Raw genomic sequence first — 17,360 nt, 5'->3', positions numbered from 1 at the left:
CTCCTAGAATAGTGAATTTTCAGGCGATACTTTTTTGACAATCCAGTTCGCAGTTATTACCACCACAAATCCAAATACCGATTGATACAGGCTGACTGCACTACCCATAGAGAAGTTGAAATTAGTCATTAACGAACGGAAAACATACGTTTCGATAATATCTGTACTTGCATACAGTGCAGTATTGTTCGCACCAACCAAGTTGAAGAATAGTCCGAAGTTTCCTTTCAAAATACCGCCTAGTGAGAACAGCAAAAGAATAATAAAGGTAGGTTTGAGCCATGGAAGTACAATATAGATAATCCGTTGAAATGCATTCGCTCCGTCGATCTCTGAAGCTTCTACAATCTCACTATCAAGCCCCATAATAGCGGCAAAATAAACGATAGAGCCATATCCAGTCGTCTGCCATAAGTAAGTGATCACAATAATAAAAGGCCATAGATGAGGTTCAGAGTATGCTTTGACAGGATCAAGATGAAGAGACCGCAAAATTCCATTTAATAGTCCATAGTCATAGCTCAAAATATTGTAAGCTAGCAACCCGATCAGAACCGCCGAGATAAAATAAGGTAAAAACATCAGCGTTTGCGATATCTTTTTGAACCATTTTTTGCGAATTTCATTAAGTAAAATAGCTACGGTGATCTGGGCAATATTACCAAGTACAATAAACGCTATATTGTATGCCACTGTGTTAAAAGTAAGTCGCCATAAGTCGCCGGTAATAATCAGAAACTTAAAGTTGTCCCATCCGACAAATGGACTGCTGAATATTCCATCGGTGTAATTATATTTGACAAAAGCCAGATATAATCCAGGCATCGGCAAGTAAGCAAAAATACAAAAGAATACAATAGCTGGCAAGCACATCAGCAGGAGCACACGGCTATTGCGGAATTGCTTACGTTTGGAATTTTTGACACGTACAGCAGGGATCGATTTGGCTGTATCCAAGTGATATTCCTCCTTTGTGCTTTAAACGGTTTCTTTTTTTGTAGCGCTTACATTTTGCTAAGTGTGTTGTTGTTCTTTTTATTGTAAGGGGTTCTTTACGTTTTCTATTGCACAATAATGCTATTAACCATCACCATTATGCTACGATTTGGATTTTAGAAAAGGGTAAATCGAAAAAATGAAAAGGGTTACAAAAAGAGGTTGTATGATCAATTTCGACATGATATGATAGCAGGCTTAATATTGTAAATGATTGATAGTTTGGAACCCTGTGTATTTGGGGTAAAGGATAACGAAAGCATCTAATGCAAGATGCATACAGAATCGTTATTCTATTGTTCTCAAAGAGAGGGGCATCATTCCAATGACATCATTTAAGTATACGACACTTACTGTACTAGGCAGTCTATTGATTGCAGGAGCAGTAACCGGATGTTCCAACCCGGATGCAACACCTGCTGCACAAGACCAGACCGAAAATAAAGGTCCAAATACAGGTCAGACCGATAGCAGCACTACTGACCAAAAAAATGCAAGCGAACAATCTGATCTAGCGGATCTAAGACAGTATTCGTCTGATCCAAACAAATCAGATATGAACGCTGACTTTAACGTAGTAGGTACATTTGTCAGTCAAAATGAAGATAATTTGACGATCAAAGTAAGCGGTAATGAAGTTGTAATTCCGAAGAAAAGTTCATTTGAAAAAGGCGATTCGTTGCCAGACAATATGGATGGCAAAGATATCAGTGTGAAAATTGATAATCAAAGTCAATCCGCTGTTAGTGCAGAATTAGCTACAGCAGCTAACGATGCAGACAACACTACTAAAGATCCAATCGGAACGTATGTAAGTGAAGATACGAAGACCGTTATGATCAAAAAAGGTGAAAAAGAAGTATCTTATAACAAAGCGGCTGATTTCCAGGAAAATGTAGAAGCTGGCGCAGCGGATATGACAGGCAAAACCGTTCAGTTGGAACTGGATGCCGACGGTAATGTTAAACGCGTTAGCTTGCAATATCAGGATACAAGTTCAGGTTAATTGATCTATTCATTTAACTGCTCTTGATTGCATCTATGTAGAAGATAAACGCTAATTAAAAAGCACCTCTTATCGGTGAAAACCTTCCCTAAGTCACAGGGAATCTTTTCGGATAAGAGGTGCTTTTGTTATACATATGGATAGTTGATGATTTAACAGCTAGTACATAGCATTAGTCTGTTAGATCTACGCCTAACTTATGTGGTTAGTGCCAATCTTATTTGTATACTTTAACGCGTTCTTCAACCGGTTGGAATGTTTTCTCGCCAGCAGGAGCCGCAGGTTTACCGAAAGGCATTTGTGCAACTAATTGCCATTGTGCTGGAATATCCCAAGTAGATTTTACTTCTTCATCAATTACTGGATTGTAATGTTGTAGTGTAGCGCCTAGACCTTCTGCTTCAAGAGCTGTCCAGATCACCAATTGCAACATACCGTTAGCATGATGTCCCCAAAGTGGGAAGTTGTCTTTGTATGCTTCAAATTGATTTTGAAGATTAGTGATAATATCTGTATCTTCGAAGAACAATACTGTACCATATCCGTTTTTGAACATGCTCATTTTGTCAGCAGTTCCTTGGAATGCTTCTTCGTTATTTACAATACCACGCAACGTTTCTGTTGTGATATCCCATAATTTATCATGTTGCTCGCCTAGCAATACAACCACGCGTGCGCTTTGTGAGTTAAAAGAAGATGGAGTATATTTTACTGCTTCTTCAACGATTTCTTGAATTCGGTTATCTGCGATTGGAGATTCTTTGCTGATTACATAGATAGAACGTCTGTTTTCAAGTGCTTGGAAAAAGTCTAAAGCCATAATGTGGTTCCTCCTTGGAATATCTAAATGTTTGTTACTTACTTTTATAATGATACTACAAATTTGTTATAAATCAAGAGAAAAAAGAAAATAATCTTAATATTAAGATAAATAGGGATAACTTTTCGAAAAAAGTTATACACATGTGGATACAATTATTTATTCTATGAGTGTCCGCTGTAATAACATTTGTTTTGTGTACAACCATACACAATCGTATTACCAAAGTCTTCATAATATACTTTTTCTTCAAAGGAAGAAGGTTGTGTAGATTCGATTTTTTGCAATAAGTCTTTAGCGACAGGATAAATTGTACGATCTGTTGAATCGCCACCAATAGCAGGACCACTTGGCCCTTCATATGCGGTAAGTATCCATTGATGTCCATTGTCATCTTGAGCTTGAATAATATAATCGTAGGCTTGTTCAGCATTTTGTGATTGCAAAATAGGTGCACCAAACAAAGTAATTAAAGCTCCTCGAAATTGAGCAGTGCCTGTGTCATCTGGTAAAGAAGTAGACAGCATATGAGAAGTACCGATTAATAAATCGGTGTTTTTTAACTTTTTGTATGTATAGAGAGAAGTGAAATTTTTATTTTTGAGATAAAAAGGTGCTTCTTCTTCGTGAGATACTTTTTGGGGTTCAGTGTAACCGAGCGTTGAGTCATTAGACACAGATGATTGTTTATTAAGATGCTGTGCATACAACCCTGCACTTACGCCTGCTACAATCACAAGAAGAGCTATTAGGAATTTCATCAGATGAATATTCGTCCTTTCATATATATTATGGATACAACGCATAAAAAAGTAGCTACTTGATCAGATCAAAGTAGCTACTTTTTAATCTTTTACAACAACGAACATACATGCTATAGAATTATAGCGCTTTGACTAATATTTCAGCAAATTGTTCTAAAAATGCTTGGTCTTGTGCATCAAAGCGTTCTTTAAGTGGGCTATCGATATCAAGTACACCAATCAAAGTGTCGCCTTTTACTAAAGGAACAACGATTTCGCTATTTGAAGCGGCATCGCAAGCGATATGTCCGGGAAATTCGTGTACATCTGCAATACGTAATGTGCGACGTTCAGAAGCAGATGTACCACATACACCTTTACCTAAAGGGATGCGAATACAAGCAGGTAATCCTTGAAAAGGCCCTAATACCAATTCTTTACCATCATACAGGTAGAATCCTGCCCAGTTGGTATCGTTCAAGCATTGTTTTAACAACGCAGATGCATTTGCCAAATTTGCTACACGATCTGGCTCATCCGTAATAAGACTTTGCAATTGACTCAAAGCGGTCTGATATTGTTCTTCACGTGTACCGCTATACGCTATATTTTCAAACATGAGTTTCACCTTTTTTCCGATAGATTACAACCATAAAGCCTATAGAACAGTATACAACTGGTGTATTTATTTGCAAATAGTAAAGTCGAAATTGTGCCTAATGACAACAATTAGGTAAATGATAAATAAATAACCCAGAAATTGTTTCCGCTTCTAGGGCGACGGGTAATTACAGCGTGAATCTATTAACCGGAAGGAGAGGAATTTATGCACGCTGAAGTACAGAATTTGTTTATTCGTATTCATCTACTTCACCATTCCAATGAAGAAAAATTAACAGTCAATGATATGCAACCGTTTCTGGAAGATCGGGGTTATCGTGTAGGCGAACGTGAGATCAAGCAAGAACTAGAATATCTGGTGCAGGAAAATATGCTGACCTCCAGTAGCGATGAATATATAATTACAGGTACAGGGATTCAAGAGTTAAAAGCGATTCGTAAACGGTTATCGTTATTGTGCGGAGAAGTCGTTCCAGGTTCTTCCAAGCAAAGTAGTAGCCGCAAATCGTATAAAGAACCTTCTGTAGTCATGTAATAAAGTCTAAATAAAATGATGATATTGAGAAGAGCGCTGATCTTCGCTACCCAAGCGAATACCAGCGCTCTTTTTAGTATATAGAGAAAAAGAAATTGACTTCTTTTTATTGTCAACCTAAATTATATGAATTGGTTAACCATTAGCAGGGTAAGATAATGACAACATAAGAAATGGTATATGCGACTTTAGTTGCTGCACTCATTAGCATATTAGCATTGATTCTTCTATCCTTGTTGGATTTATACCTATTCATACATCCATATGTACAGGACTAGGAGGAGCAATAGACTTTTTACCAGATGATTGTATGAAAGAATATTATAGATGATTCTTATGGTTATATCTAAATAATAGATTTAATCTGATATGAATATCTTTAAACCTTTGATTGATTATGCAATTACATGCCTAGATCAAGTGGCTGTGATAGATATTTATCGAACTTTGTTCCAAACAGCACAATGTATTGCGTATAGCTTGGAAAAGTATAGTTTAAATCAGAAAAAGGTTACGATTTGTCTTCAAAACGAATCGAGTTTGTAGAGCATTATTTGACGATATACGTAGCAGACTATAATCTAAATAGAAGTAATTACATTCTCAGATAATCAAATAGGTCTTTATCTTGATTGGTTAAATACACTGGATCGGCAAAACACGATGTATTCGTAAAACGAATTATTATTTATTGCATTTACCAAGAGTGACCTAGTTGAGAAGAGCTAATACAAAACGTGATGGGGTAAGAATAAAAAAGAAGTTCATACGGCACGATGTAAGAAATGATAGATCTATAACTAGAAAAATCAAAGGCAGGTAACTAATGAAAACTGATAAGAAAATCCATGTGTGGCTTGGCATTTACCATGGTAGTGATGGAGAATGGGAGAAATATTTCGATGTTGAAAAGTACGGGAACGAATGTGGATTTTGCAAAGATACCCAAAAGAAATGGTTTGATTGGGATAAGTTTTCGGTTTATAATGCGGGTGGTCCCACGTCTGTTGAAGAAGTTATAATTGAGGTGCCATATTCTGATCAGTTTGAAGATGAGCTTTTACGAGCATGTAGTGCTTTCAAGATTGCTCAAGCCAGTCATTATTTCTCTATGATCGATTTTGATGGTTCAGTTACTGTCGGTTCCAAGTACAATGGATTGACGCTTGTTGGTATTTTTATTTTTTCTGTTTGATAATGCTTTATGGGGTACATTTTATCACGCTAACTCATTTGACCTTGTTCACGTAATACAATAATGTCAGCAGACTCCTTTATGGAAGGACGTATACGTAATCGCATCAGGTGGTATGAATCCATTTCCAGAAGAAGATGTGTTGCAACGGAATCTAGAGAGTACTGATGTGATGATCATCGGAAAAACATATCCATACTAAAAAGGCTCTGTTAATTGTTAATGTTGATAATTAATAAAAGAAATAGGGAATTCATTAATGTGTAATTCCCGTAAAGATAATAAAAATTCTACTTAATTATTAAGCCCTTCTACTAAATTATCTTTGTTTGTATCCACGTATTTTATAAGGTAATCAAATAAGTTTCTATCACCATTATAAAGATAAAGTTTATCAGCTACTTCACTAATTTCTGATACCATATCATTATATTTAGAACTGTGAGTTTCCGAAAAAGTAGCTATAGAGTATTTGATTTGATTATTTACATTATTTCTTAAATCCTGTGTCGATACATTGTTTTGTTCCAGTATTGATTTTATTGACTTTAGTATTTCGTAATCTTCTTTTGCCTGTATTCGTTGTAAAGTTTCTATCGTATCATTTAAGAATAATCCTGTTGAATTCTCTAAGAAACCCAAAATACCTTGCATATTCAGTTCTGTATCTAAGTTAATTACAAATACTATATCTCTTATTACAATAGGCAACTTATAAAATGTATCCCTTTCAGTTAAATGATAATTCTCTTCATTATATAAGTTTAATGCAATCTCATTGATAATTTCTTCGCCTGAATTCTTAGTTAGAAGATTTAGTTGAATTAAATTCTTAATTATTTCACGGTATTCACTCATAACTAAACCTCCATTTCTAATTTCTATCAACTTTAATTAAGTGGTAGAACGAGATAGATACAAGCTATCATAGGTATCAATCATCTCAAATACAAAGGATGTTAATAGAAATTCTTTAATATTGTGTTTTGTGCTTTCATTACTTGGGAGTTGCTTTTGTTCGGCCGCTGGAAACAAGAACGCAGACGTGTTCGTAGCTGATCCCTCAATGTTTAGATTTCCCACCACGCTTACGAGGTTTGCGTTCTGAAATGCCTCGCTTACCTTTTTCAGATTATAGGATATAGTTCTCCTCAACTTCAACGCCACCTTCAAAATTCTCAAAATCTATTTGTTTAAGTACGTTTAGCAGTTTATGTCTCCAATAAAAAGCATAATTCAAGTAACTCTTACGATTTCAGCAGATTTTCGTAAGGAATAACCTTTGAACATACAATCAAAGAGTTTCTCGCATTTCATTAATTAGCTGACCACCGACAGAGGAATAAGGTTCAATGTAGTGTTTTATCCATTGAAACGCTCGCTCTTTTTCTGTATGTATCAAATTACCAATATCTCTTAATAGATTATTAAATGCTTTGTTCCACCTTATCACCTCCCGAATATTTGTTCTTATGTTAATTATATTAAGGTTTCTGATAGGATTCAAATATCAACATTTACCTTTAACAGAGCCTTTAAAAAAAGAAATTGACTTATTTTAATTGTTAACCTAAATTATATAAAGTGGTTAACAATTGATGGAGGTAAGACAATGACAACAAAAGAAATGGTATATGCGGCTTTATTTGCTGCACTAATTAGCGTATTAGCATTGGTTCCACCGATTCCTTTAGGATTTATTCCGGTGCCAATTACTGTACAGACTCTTGGAGTGATGATTGCTGGAGCATTTCTAGGTAAAAAGATTAGCGGTATTAGTTTAATCCTATTTCTTGTATTGGTTGCTATCGGACTACCTGTATTACCGGGCGGTCGTGCAGGATTATCTGTATTAGTAGGGCCTACGGGTGGCTATCTATTAAGCTGGCCGATTGCGGCTTTTTGTATCGGCTATGCAACAGAAAAGGTATGGGGAAGCTTAAAAGTATGGAAAATGATTGTGATTCATATCGTTTTTGGCGTGTTGTTAATCAATGTAATTGGTGCTCCTTTTATGGCGTTCATAACGAATACTTCTGTATGGGCAGGGCTTGTAGGAGGCGTAGCCTTTTTACCAGGAGATTGTATCAAAGCTGTAATTGCCGCTATCATTGTATGGCAGTTAAAAGCAATTAGTCCTATCGAAGCAAGGGCGAATCGTTAAGGAAGTGAAATTATGCTCAGATTGAATCATGTTCATTTTTATTATAAAAAAGATCGACCTGTTCTCGACGATATAAGTTTGACTATTCAGCAAGGTGAATTTGTAGCAATCGTGGGGGCAAATGGTTGTGGCAAGTCGACTATCGCCAAGTTAATCGATGGCTTGGTTGTACCAAAGCAGGGGACTGTACATTGGAATGAATGGGATACGTCCAAGCCAGATGAACTAGCAGAGATCAGGCAACAGATCGGCTATATTTTTCAGAATCCAGAAGATCAATTTATCACCACAACTGTGATGGATGAAGTGTTATTTGGCTTAGAAAATATAGCGTTACCCCGCGCTGAGATGCAACCTCGTGTACAAGAAGCATTACAAGCGGTACAGATGGAATCTTATATCGATGCACAACCTCATCAATTATCTGGAGGGCAAAAGCAACGGGTAGCGATCGCCGCGATATTAGCGATGCGTCCGCAGATGATTATTTTCGATGAAGCAACGTCAATGCTTGATCCGCAGGGGAGAGAGCAGATACTTGCGATTATGCATCAGCTCCATCAACAAGGAATTACAATTATTCATATTACACATCATATGGATGAAGTACTGACAGCACAGCGAGTATTGCTGATCGATCAAGGTCGATTGGTATTTGATGGAGCACCTGCTTCTTTTTTTGACGAGATACCTGTAAATGATTATCAATTACAGCTTCCATTTGCTGTCCATGTTCACCGTCATTTACAACTCACAACTCCTGTGGCAACAGATTGGAAAGAGGCGATTCGTAGACAATGGTCTATCAACTCCAACACGTAAGTGTACGTTATCAGGAACACGATGCGCTACGAGATATTCATTGTACGATTGAAGCGGGCAAATGGATTTCAGTGATTGGACAGACAGGCGCAGGCAAGTCCACACTGGTGCAAGTATTGAAAGGATTAATTCCTGTTATTCAAGGAGAATATCTGATAGATTATCAATCGGTATTAAGAGATGCCAGAGGACGATTACAAGTCCGACCAGAGATTGGTTATGTGTTTCAATATCCGGAGCATCAATTATTTGAGACTACTGTAGCTAGGGAATTAGCTTTTGCACCAAGACAGCAAGGATGGTCGACTTCGCATATTCAGCAAAAGCTCGCAGAGATTTTGCCTCAAGTCGGACTGTCTGAAGATGTTCTAGAGCTAGCTCCTTTTCAATTAAGTGGCGGGCAAAAAAGACGTGTAGCGCTTGCTTCGATTTTGATGATGAATCCGCAAGTGCTGATTGTCGATGAACCTACCGCAGGTCTTGATCCGATAGGTCGAGCAACGTTGTTACAGTATTTGCACCAATGGCAACAGCAAAATAATCGTACACTTATTCTGGTATCGCATCATCTGGACGATGTGGCTCAATATTCAGATGAGATTATATTGATGCATCAAGGTGTATTGATAGGTCAGTATGATCCGGTTACTTTGTTGATTGAGCAGTCGCATCTATTAGAACAACATGGACTGATATTGCCAGAATCGATTCAGTTACTTCAGTTGATCGAACAATGGTACGGACAGAAGATTGAGGTAGATAGTTGTCGGGAAGAAGATATTTTCGCCCGCATCTTACCGATCTGGCATCGAAAGGAACAGAGTTATGAGTAATCAGGTGCTTATCGGTCAATATATAGAGACTCATTCGATATTTCATCGCTTAGATCCACGAATCAAATTAATCAGTTTGTTGATACTGATGCTGAGTTTTATCGGATTGCATACAGGGATTAGCTATCTGATTGCCAGTGTATTTGTTATCGGATTAGTGTACTTGACTCGTATTCCGGTTGTGGTGTTTTGGCATGGATTGAAGCCGTTATGGATCATTTTATTATTTACGTTTGCATATCATCTGTTATTCACACAAGGGCATATCATCTGGTCATGGGGATGGCTTGAGATTACGACAGAAGGGGTACAGAATGGAGGACGTTTTGTATGGCGAATAGTCTTACTGATCTTACTTGCGGCTATACTAACGCTGACTACCCAACCTTTAACACTGGCATATGGTCTACAGAAATTAATGTCGCCACTGTCTAAGCTAAACGTACCTGTTGAGCAATTTTCGCTTATGATTGTGATTGCTATTCGATTTATCCCGACTATTCTAGAAGAATTGGAGCGTATTTTGCTAGCTCAAAAAGCAAGAGGATATGATATAACAACACTGCGATTTCCGCAACGCATATTAGCGTATATCCCTATTCTAGTTCCGCTTCTATTTACTATTGTTCAACGTGCTGAACATCTAAGCGATGCAATCGATGCACGTGCTTATGGGAATGGTAAAGGAAGAACATCGTATCGACAACTTCACTTGCACTCGATTGATTATATAGTGATCGGTATCGCCATCGTATTTGCGGTAAGTCTGTTATTATTAAATATAATGAATAGATAGACGCATACTGTAAAGGATGGTTATCATGAACTGGAAAACAAGAATCACAGAGTTATTGCAAATCGAATATCCGATTATCGAAGGAGGACTGGCGTATCTAGGTTATTCTGATCTAGCTGCTGCGGTCTGTAATGCAGGAGGACTCGGTCAGATCACAGCGATGAGCCTGCCAGATGCCGAAGCGTTACGCGAAGATATTCGTCGTCTGCGTACCTTAACAGATAAGCCGTTTGGTGTGAATTTTGCGATAGGACAATATGGATTCGGCTATGAAGATCGAGTGCAGGTCGCTATTGATGAACAAGTACCGGTAGTGACCATTACAGGTGGTAACCCGGCACCGGTGCTTGAGATGTTACGACCAACAGACATCAAAACATTAGTGCTAGTGTCTTCACCTAGACAAGCTCAAAAAGCCGAGCAACTGGGCGCTGACGCTGTCATTGTCGTGGGACAAGAAGGAGGCGGGCATCTAGGTATTGATGATGTCGGCACTATGGTACTGGTGCCTCAAGTGGTGGATGCTGTGAAGATTCCGGTAGTTGCTTCAGGAGGAATCGGAGACGGACGTGGATGGATGGCAGCTCATGCGCTGGGCGCAGAAGGTATTGAAATGGGCACACGCTTTATCGCTACAGTCGAATGTATCCATGCCTCGCCTTCATACAAAAAAGCACTGGTCGATAGCGCCGCATCCGATACCGTTATTATCAAACGCTCTATCAAAGCACCAGCCAGAGTATTACGAACTGACTATACCAATCAAATTCTACAGGTTGAACAAGTCACACCAACCTACGAAGCGTTAAAATCCTATATCAGCGGAGAAGCCAACAAACGCTGGATCTACGACGACCAACCTGAACAAGGATTCGCCTGGGCAGGACAAGTCATCGGCCTAATCAAAGACATCCCAACCGTCTCTGAACTCATCCAACGAATGACCCAAGAAGCCCAAGACATCCGCCAAAAGTGGTCAACATAATCATTTGAAATATGATGATATATGCATCTCTAATTGTATAGAAAACTAACATAATCTTTAAAGGCATTATATTTAAATCTTTTTACAGTACCCACCGCCCCAAAGGTCTATGTTTTTCTTGAAATGCCACCACCCATGATGTGAAGTGGAGGGGAATTACCGTTCTGAAAGAGCGAAGCGCTCGCCTTTGTAAGCTAATCCCTACCGCAAAGCGGTTATTCAAGGGAGCAGCTTACAACAGCGACGACAAGAACGATAATTCCCCATAGCGCCACCCCACCCTCCCCCATTTCCAAAAACAAAATCCAAAAAAGGATCATTTCGCATTCTCTCCTAAAACAAGATGGAGAAAATAGGGAATGATCCTTTTTGCAATTCGTACGCTAACGTACAAGCTACTTATTTACGCATAGCAGGAGACAAACGTTCTGCTTCCATACCTAATTTTTTAAGTAAGAAAATCATTTGTTCTTTCTCTTGGAAATTCAGACCGCTTAGCGCATAGTTCAGACGTTCTTCGTATTTTGGATAAATATCATCCATCACAGCGCGTCCTACATCAGTCAATTCAGCATAGATTACGCGACGATCGGTAGGGCAAGGATGGCGACGTAACAATCCGCTGTGTTCTAACTTGTCGATCACATAAGTAACATTACCACTTTGTAGTAATAATTTAGCACCAATTTGTTGGATCGGTTGGGCGCTTTTAAAATAAAGAACTTCCATTACAGCAAAAGCAGTAGAGTTGAAGCCTTCAATTTTGCTTCCTGCTACAGCATGTTCACTCAAACTTTTAAAAGCTTTAGCAAAAACGCGGTAAAGATGCATCGATTGTTCAGTATCATTCATGGACATATTAATCATGATAAATTCACCCTTTCTAGGCATTTTAATGTGGAATATATTCATCAAATGAATTAATGGATTGGATATAAATCTATTTTACGTGTAATTTTTTTGAAAAAACATGCGATTTGTCACAATGGTAGACTTTTTAAATATTAAATTTAAATATTAAATTCCAATCAAACGAACAATGATGGTATAAATTGTGGATAACGATTTTTGAAACATTGATTTTACATAAAAAGTGATTTTTTTATGAATTGTTTGCTGTGTGTTAACTGTGTATAAGTGGATAAATACTGTTGATAACTATGTGTATAAATAAAGAAAAAGGTTATTTACGGACAATATATGCAAAATCAGAATAGAATATATAGCAAAAGTGCTCTAAATCAGTAGTTTTCCACAATCTATCCCATATTTTATCTGCATAATTATATTTTTCGCTGTATAGTGTGGAATTATTTTACTGAAATCTATCCTCAATCTGTTCACAACCTGTTGATAACTTGTGTGTAAAACCTTAATATCTGGTACTAATTTGTGTATAAGCTGTTTATAATCAAAAAAATGAATTTACACAAAAAGAGATCAATTATCTACTGATTTTGACTCTTATTGATTACAGTATAAAGATCAGTTATAACGCAGACATCAATTTTGATCAGATGTAATTCATCATACCGAATAAAACAATAGAGGAATGATAATAAATGGGAAATCATACAGCTACGCCGAGAAAACAACCTTTCGAATCTTCGTTAACAGAGATTTTGTCTAGTTTTTGGGATCATAATGGTCGTGTGATGATGACGGTGCATCGAGGAAATTGGAAGCAAGCGCCTGAAAATTCATTAGCAGCGATTCAATATTCAATCGTAGCTGGAGCAGATATGATAGAGATCGATGTTCAACAGACATCAGATGGTGTCTTAATTTTGATGCATGATGAGACTGTAGATCGAATGACCAATGGAACAGGCGCTATTCGTGAAATGACTTTTCGACAGTTACGCGAATTACGCTTACGTCGGTATCAAGGTGGAGCCAATCAACCTTTAACCAATTACAGTATTCCTACATTAGAAGAAATTTTAATTTTAACCAAAAATAAAGTAATGATTAATTTGGATAAATGTTGGGATTATCGGGAACAAGTATATGAAGTGTTACAACGCACAGGTACTGTATCGCAAGCATTATTCAAAAGCACAGCCAGTCCAGAAGAAGTACACGCATTTCTAAACAATAAAATAGAACAACCATTGTATATGCAGATTCTTGATGATTCTAACCCTGAGATGGTTAATGAGATTGATTATATTTGTGCTATGGTACATCCGCAAGCGTTTGAGATTTGTTTTGAATATGAAGAGTATGAGCGTATCTCTATAGAAGTACTAGAACGAATCAAGCAAAATGGTTGCCGAATTTGGACGAATACGATGTGGGATTCGATCTGTGGCGGGCATTCCGATATTATTTCTAGAGTAGATGTATCCGAAGGATGGGGTTGGCATATTGGACGCGGTGTTAATATGATTCAGACGGATGATCCCGAAGGATTGTATGCTTATCTGAATGAATAGATAGCTATCGTAATATCAAAAAGAAGCTTTCCCTGATGATAGGAAAAGCTTCTTTTTGTGTATCCACAAATGCAGTATATAATGATTATACAAAGCTAGCTTGAAGCGCTGCACTTTTGCCTGCGTTATAACCTGTTGTAAAAGCAGCGGTAATATTATATCCACCGGTATAGCCGTGAATATCTAGCACTTCACCGCAAAAATATAGCCCATTCATCAGTTTGGATTCCATCGTTTTGGGATCAACTTCTTTTAGATTGACACCGCCACCTGTTACAAAAGCTTCCTTGATCGACAATGTACCATGCATAGCGATTGGAAATGCTTTGATTAATTTAGCCATCTCCAACCATAATTGACGAGGAATATTATAGAATGTAATATCGTCAGCTAATCCTGATTTGCTCAAAATAATAGGAATCATCCGCTCGGGTAGATAGCCTTTGAGCACATTTTTGATCGCTTTTTTGGAATCGGTCTCTGCTAAAGCCAATGTTTCTTGATATACTTCATCTACCGATTTAGCAGGAAATAAATCCAGTGTCACCATAATCGAAGTCACCGGGAATTTTTTGAGTGCTTTGACCACATATTGACTACATCTTAGAGCGGTAGGGCCAGATATCCCGAAATGGGTAAATATCATATCCCCATCATGATAGATCAGCTTTTTGCCCTTCGGATTCCAGACGGTTAAGCCGATATCACGTAAAGATAATCCTTGTAATTCTTTGCTCTGAATAAAAGGTTCTGGTGAAGTCATCGGAACTTCAGTAGGATAGAGGTCAGTAATCGTATGACCTGCTTGTTCTGCCCAGGCATAACCATCGCCTTCAGAACCGGTCTGAGGTACAGACTTACCGCCGACTGCAATAATAACTGCTTTACTTTTAAATACTTCAGCAGAACGAAGCCGTACGCCAACCACTTGCCCTTGATCATAGAGAACTTCATCAACAGGGCTATTGGTGCGAATATCGACTCCTTGCGAACGAACTTTGTTGACCAGAGCATCAACAACAGTTTTGGCTTTGTCAGATACGGGAAACATTCTGCCGTTATCTTCTTCTTTAAGTTGAATACCCATATTTTCAAAAAAGCTCATAATATCACGGTTGCTAAAATTAGCGAGAGCACTGTATAAAAAACGTCCGTTACCCGGAATGTATTTGATCAAGTCGTCGATTTCTTTAGCGTTAGTGACATTACAACGTCCACCACCAGAAATACCGAGTTTGCGTCCTAATTTATTTCCTTTATCAACCAGTAATACCCGAGCACCATCTTCACTTGCTGCGACGCTTGCCATCAACCCGGCTGAACCGCCACCAATAACTATAATATCGTATATCAACATATATCTTTCCTTTGTATTAAAAATAGGAATCGACCCTTTGAATCTAAAAGAATCGTTCTTTTTCAATATACCACTAATGGGTGTAGGAAAGGGGCACAATTCATAAATAGTATTCAAAAATAATTAACGTAGCACTATTGTTTATAATAGTAGACATCAAGGGTATTGAGTATAGGATTTCAAAATCTTAGAGTAAGGTACTATATATTGTAATATGGTATCTGATATACTTTAATCGAAATAGGACAGTTGTAGAGGAGGGACACGTCATTATCATTGTCGTCAAGGAAATTCTGCTGCAAATGTTGGCTGTAGGATCTGCTGTTTTTTTCTTTTTGGGAGTAATTGAACGCAGTGGTTACGATTCCTTGCATAATGGGCGATTAGCATGGCGTGGGTATTCTCCTGTTGTCGTGTTTTCTTTCGCCATCAGTATAATGATTTGTTGGTTTTTCTCAATATATAGTGCATCTCCGTACGCTCTTCATATGGGCGTTGTTTCATTGATTGTAGGAGTGATGTATATAGGGCCTCTTCGAGGGATGGTATTGCTAGGTCTGGGTATTATTATGTATTTTTTATTTAATGACCATTGGAATTGGTCGGGGTTACTTATTGATACCGGATTATTATTGTTTCCATTTATCTGTATTCTTTCTTTACGTTTTCGCACAGCTACGTTAAAAGTAAAACGCTTATTTGTCGCCATATTGATTTTGTTAAGCGCTGTATTATCTATGATAATTTCAATGTTGAGTGAAAATACATTACCGATGAACACGCAACTGTGGATTATTGTTGTAATGATTGTTGTAGCAGCATTGGGTGCAGGCGATTATTGCGTGCAAGCGATTGAACGTATTATAGAGAAGAAGCAATTGAACCGACAAATGCTTCGTTTATCGAATAAATTTATTACTGAAGCTGAAAAGTTACGTCAGATTATGAATGTAGCTCCTTTAATTATTACATCTTTAGATGAAGATGGACGAATCACGGCTATTAATGCAAGTGCTCTGCAATTGATAAAACGTTCAATTCCTGATCTTACATTAGAGTCTGCGATTGGCTTACATCTTACAGATTTAAAAAAAGAAGATATTACACCAGGTCTGTACGAGATCATTATACTAATCAAGGCAGCACAATCCGGACAAGAAACGATTAACAAATTACTTCGTCTAGGGTATGGTTCATTTTATGTCAATATTGTACCGCTATTTACGCCTTCAGAAGAGTTATCCGGTGTGGTGATATTGAGTCAGGATACAACAGAGATCGAGCAATTACGCAATGAACTGAACCATGTAGAGCAATTAAGTCTAGTCGGCAAAATGGCGGCTAGTATCACACATGAAATTCGCAATCCTATGGCGGTCGTGCGAGGCTTTTTACAGTTGATGCAAGAAAAGAGTCCTCCTTCTCTAGATCATTATTATGTGATTGTGATGGATGAACTGGATCGAGCGAATAGTATTATTAACGATTTTTTATCATTAGCTCAAAATCGTGTAGTAGAGAAGCAACGGATTCATTTACATTCTATTATAGAAGAGTTGCTTCCGTTATTATGGGCAGATGCGAATCTACGCGGACAAAGTATTGTATTCGTACAGGGTGCTAATATTCCTGAATTGAATTTGAATTCAAAAGAAATCAAGCAACTGATTTTGAATTTAGCACGTAATGGGATGGAAGCGATGGAGGATAAAGGTGAGTTAACGATAGAGACTCACAGTAACGGCAATGAAGTCACGATGAGTATTCAAGACACAGGGCCAGGTATTTCTCCAGATAAGCTAGAAAAGCTATTTGAGCCTTTTTATACTACCAAATCAAAAGGGACTGGTCTGGGATTATCGTTGTGCTTGAGTATTGTCGAACGTCATCATGGACGGATTCAGGTGGAATCGCAACAAGGGATCAAAACAACCTTTATAGTTACATTTGATTCTGCATACGATCAGATCGATTAAAGCCTATTTAAAACTTTCTTTACAGTATTGTCTTAACAAGTATTCGATTCTGTCTCTTGCTTTCATCACACAT

Annotated in this window: 17 protein-coding genes and 1 pseudogene; 10 read left to right on the top strand and 8 right to left on the bottom strand. The window is 37.8% G+C overall.

Annotated features, from left to right (window positions below):
* Positions 1–3: 3 nt before the first annotated feature.
* Entirely contained in the window at positions 4–873 is an 870-nt protein-coding gene (locus QCD85_RS14770; RefSeq protein ID WP_373462061.1) for an ABC transporter permease, read from the bottom strand.
* Positions 874–1,321: 448 nt separating this feature from the next.
* Here QCD85_RS14770 and QCD85_RS14765 point away from each other — a divergent pair, with 448 nt between their 5' ends.
* A complete protein-coding gene (locus tag QCD85_RS14765; RefSeq protein WP_273614749.1) occupies positions 1,322–2,002 on the top strand; it encodes a hypothetical protein in 681 nt (226 codons plus the stop codon).
* A 217-nt stretch (positions 2,003–2,219) separates the two neighbouring features.
* On the opposite strand, the gene QCD85_RS14760 is transcribed toward QCD85_RS14765, so the two are convergent.
* From QCD85_RS14760 to QCD85_RS14750, 3 genes are all read right to left on the bottom strand, one after another.
* Positions 2,220–2,822, bottom strand: a complete 603-nt coding sequence (locus QCD85_RS14760) for a nitroreductase family protein (protein WP_301263083.1) — start codon at positions 2,820–2,822, stop codon at positions 2,220–2,222.
* Between the two features lie 164 nt (positions 2,823–2,986).
* On the bottom strand, positions 2,987–3,583 hold the full coding sequence (locus QCD85_RS14755; protein ID WP_301263082.1) for a hypothetical protein: 597 nt from the start codon (positions 3,581–3,583) through the stop codon (positions 2,987–2,989).
* Between the two features lie 121 nt (positions 3,584–3,704).
* Entirely contained in the window at positions 3,705–4,184 is a 480-nt protein-coding gene (locus tag QCD85_RS14750; protein ID WP_301263081.1) for a GAF domain-containing protein, read from the bottom strand.
* A gap of 207 nt (positions 4,185–4,391) precedes the next feature.
* Between QCD85_RS14750 and QCD85_RS14745 the strand changes: the two genes are divergently transcribed.
* Together QCD85_RS14745 and QCD85_RS14740 are read left to right on the top strand one after the other, a co-directional pair.
* On the top strand, positions 4,392–4,721 hold the full coding sequence (locus QCD85_RS14745; protein WP_273614753.1) for a hypothetical protein: 330 nt from the start codon (positions 4,392–4,394) through the stop codon (positions 4,719–4,721).
* Positions 4,722–5,547: 826 nt separating this feature from the next.
* Positions 5,548–5,916, top strand: coding sequence for an immunity 22 family protein (locus tag QCD85_RS14740; protein WP_301263080.1), 369 nt, complete (start codon positions 5,548–5,550; stop codon positions 5,914–5,916).
* Between the two features lie 294 nt (positions 5,917–6,210).
* Here the strand turns inward: QCD85_RS14740 and QCD85_RS14735 are convergent, their stop codons facing one another.
* Together QCD85_RS14735 and QCD85_RS14730 are read right to left on the bottom strand one after the other, a co-directional pair.
* A complete protein-coding gene (locus tag QCD85_RS14735; RefSeq protein WP_301263079.1) occupies positions 6,211–6,774 on the bottom strand; it encodes a DMP19 family protein in 564 nt (187 codons plus the stop codon).
* 36 nt (positions 6,775–6,810) lie between these two features.
* Positions 6,811–7,366: pseudogene (locus QCD85_RS14730) on the bottom strand (hypothetical protein).
* Between the two features lie 162 nt (positions 7,367–7,528).
* On the opposite strand from QCD85_RS14730, the gene QCD85_RS14725 reads away from it, so the two are divergent.
* Genes QCD85_RS14725 through QCD85_RS14705 form a run of 5 tightly spaced genes read left to right on the top strand, consistent with a single transcriptional unit; the run spans position 7,529 to position 11,516 of the window.
* The gene (locus QCD85_RS14725; RefSeq protein WP_273614757.1) at positions 7,529–8,080 is read left to right on the top strand and encodes a biotin transporter BioY; all 552 of its coding nucleotides are present in this window, start codon (positions 7,529–7,531) and stop codon (positions 8,078–8,080) included.
* 12 nt (positions 8,081–8,092) lie between these two features.
* Positions 8,093–8,902: an energy-coupling factor transporter ATPase gene (locus QCD85_RS14720; RefSeq protein ID WP_301263078.1), complete on the top strand. Its 810-nt coding sequence runs from the start codon at positions 8,093–8,095 to the stop codon at positions 8,900–8,902.
* Positions 8,878–9,735, top strand: a complete 858-nt coding sequence (locus tag QCD85_RS14715; protein ID WP_301263077.1) for an ATP-binding cassette domain-containing protein — start codon at positions 8,878–8,880, stop codon at positions 9,733–9,735. The genes QCD85_RS14720 and QCD85_RS14715 overlap by 25 nt, the downstream gene beginning before the upstream one ends.
* The gene (locus QCD85_RS14710) at positions 9,728–10,531 is read left to right on the top strand and encodes an energy-coupling factor transporter transmembrane component T family protein (RefSeq protein ID WP_301263076.1); all 804 of its coding nucleotides are present in this window, start codon (positions 9,728–9,730) and stop codon (positions 10,529–10,531) included. The genes QCD85_RS14715 and QCD85_RS14710 overlap by 8 nt, the downstream gene beginning before the upstream one ends.
* A 25-nt stretch (positions 10,532–10,556) precedes the next feature.
* Positions 10,557–11,516: an NAD(P)H-dependent flavin oxidoreductase gene (locus QCD85_RS14705; RefSeq protein ID WP_274171056.1), complete on the top strand. Its 960-nt coding sequence runs from the start codon at positions 10,557–10,559 to the stop codon at positions 11,514–11,516.
* Positions 11,517–11,915: 399 nt separating this feature from the next.
* Here QCD85_RS14705 and QCD85_RS14700 read toward each other — a convergent pair whose 3' ends face one another.
* A complete protein-coding gene (locus QCD85_RS14700) occupies positions 11,916–12,383 on the bottom strand; it encodes a MarR family winged helix-turn-helix transcriptional regulator (RefSeq protein ID WP_273614762.1) in 468 nt (155 codons plus the stop codon).
* A 695-nt stretch (positions 12,384–13,078) separates the two neighbouring features.
* Here QCD85_RS14700 and QCD85_RS14695 point away from each other — a divergent pair.
* Positions 13,079–13,954 (top strand): glycerophosphodiester phosphodiesterase family protein, encoded by an 876-nt coding sequence (locus QCD85_RS14695; protein ID WP_301263075.1) that lies wholly within the window; start codon positions 13,079–13,081, stop codon positions 13,952–13,954.
* An 85-nt stretch (positions 13,955–14,039) separates the two neighbouring features.
* On the opposite strand, the gene QCD85_RS14690 is transcribed toward QCD85_RS14695, so the two are convergent.
* Positions 14,040–15,308, bottom strand: coding sequence for an NAD(P)/FAD-dependent oxidoreductase (locus tag QCD85_RS14690; protein WP_301263160.1), 1,269 nt, complete (start codon positions 15,306–15,308; stop codon positions 14,040–14,042).
* A gap of 305 nt (positions 15,309–15,613) precedes the next feature.
* Here QCD85_RS14690 and QCD85_RS14685 point away from each other — a divergent pair, with 305 nt between their 5' ends.
* Positions 15,614–17,287, top strand: coding sequence for a two-component system sensor histidine kinase NtrB (locus tag QCD85_RS14685; RefSeq protein ID WP_301263074.1), 1,674 nt, complete (start codon positions 15,614–15,616; stop codon positions 17,285–17,287).
* Positions 17,288–17,360 lie beyond the last annotated feature (73 nt).

Origin of the sequence: Paenibacillus sp. PsM32, from assembly GCF_030433815.1 — a bacterium.
In the GTDB taxonomy this organism is placed as follows: Bacteria; Bacillota; Bacilli; order Paenibacillales; family Paenibacillaceae; genus Saccharibacillus; species Saccharibacillus kyungheensis.
This window is presented reverse-complemented; position numbering and strand designations above follow the sequence as displayed.

Bases quoted from the DNA above. Each gene is read 5' to 3' on its own strand.
- QCD85_RS14770 (WP_373462061.1), bottom strand. From the start codon at position 873: ATGTGCTTGCCAGCTATTGTATTCTTTTGTATTTTTGCTTACTTGCCG.
- QCD85_RS14765 (WP_273614749.1), top strand. From the start codon at position 1,322: ATGACATCATTTAAGTATACGACACTTACTGTACTAGGCAGTCTATTG.
- QCD85_RS14760 (WP_301263083.1), bottom strand. From the start codon at position 2,822: ATGGCTTTAGACTTTTTCCAAGCACTTGAAAACAGACGTTCTATCTAT.
- QCD85_RS14755 (WP_301263082.1), bottom strand. From the start codon at position 3,583: ATGAAATTCCTAATAGCTCTTCTTGTGATTGTAGCAGGCGTAAGTGCA.
- QCD85_RS14750 (WP_301263081.1), bottom strand. From the start codon at position 4,184: ATGTTTGAAAATATAGCGTATAGCGGTACACGTGAAGAACAATATCAG.
- QCD85_RS14745 (WP_273614753.1), top strand. From the start codon at position 4,392: ATGCACGCTGAAGTACAGAATTTGTTTATTCGTATTCATCTACTTCAC.
- QCD85_RS14740 (WP_301263080.1), top strand. From the start codon at position 5,548: ATGAAAACTGATAAGAAAATCCATGTGTGGCTTGGCATTTACCATGGT.
- QCD85_RS14735 (WP_301263079.1), bottom strand. From the start codon at position 6,774: ATGAGTGAATACCGTGAAATAATTAAGAATTTAATTCAACTAAATCTT.
- QCD85_RS14725 (WP_273614757.1), top strand. From the start codon at position 7,529: ATGACAACAAAAGAAATGGTATATGCGGCTTTATTTGCTGCACTAATT.
- QCD85_RS14720 (WP_301263078.1), top strand. From the start codon at position 8,093: ATGCTCAGATTGAATCATGTTCATTTTTATTATAAAAAAGATCGACCT.
- QCD85_RS14715 (WP_301263077.1), top strand. From the start codon at position 8,878: ATGGTCTATCAACTCCAACACGTAAGTGTACGTTATCAGGAACACGAT.
- QCD85_RS14710 (WP_301263076.1), top strand. From the start codon at position 9,728: ATGAGTAATCAGGTGCTTATCGGTCAATATATAGAGACTCATTCGATA.
- QCD85_RS14705 (WP_274171056.1), top strand. From the start codon at position 10,557: ATGAACTGGAAAACAAGAATCACAGAGTTATTGCAAATCGAATATCCG.
- QCD85_RS14700 (WP_273614762.1), bottom strand. From the start codon at position 12,383: ATGATTAATATGTCCATGAATGATACTGAACAATCGATGCATCTTTAC.
- QCD85_RS14695 (WP_301263075.1), top strand. From the start codon at position 13,079: ATGGGAAATCATACAGCTACGCCGAGAAAACAACCTTTCGAATCTTCG.
- QCD85_RS14685 (WP_301263074.1), top strand. From the start codon at position 15,614: ATGTTGGCTGTAGGATCTGCTGTTTTTTTCTTTTTGGGAGTAATTGAA.